General features: G+C 65.2%; 1 protein-coding gene. It reads left to right on the forward strand.

The features are described from left to right. On the forward strand, positions 1–250 hold a 250-nt coding region (locus tag CUZ56_RS15320), incomplete at both ends, for a hypothetical protein (protein WP_204250974.1).

A 250-nucleotide genomic window follows, 5' to 3' on the forward strand; every position in this document is an offset into this window, starting at 1 on the left:
CAGTCGCGGTTGCGGGCACGGGCTGCGGTGGTTCCACTCCGTCGGCGAATCTGCCGGTGTCCGGTGACTGGTCCGCGGTGGTGGCAGCCGCCGAAAACGAAGGCATTGTGCACCTCTACTCGACCCAGCACCCGGACAACCTCGCGAAGCTGAAGGTGGCATTCGAGCAGAAATACCCGCGGATCACCCTGGAGTTCACCCGCGGCACCGATGTGGAGATCAACCCCCGGATCGAGGCCGAACACCGCAC

Origin of the sequence: Saezia sanguinis (genome assembly GCF_003991585.1) — a bacterium.
GTDB classification, from domain to species: Bacteria; Pseudomonadota; Gammaproteobacteria; order Burkholderiales; family Burkholderiaceae_C; genus Saezia; species Saezia sanguinis.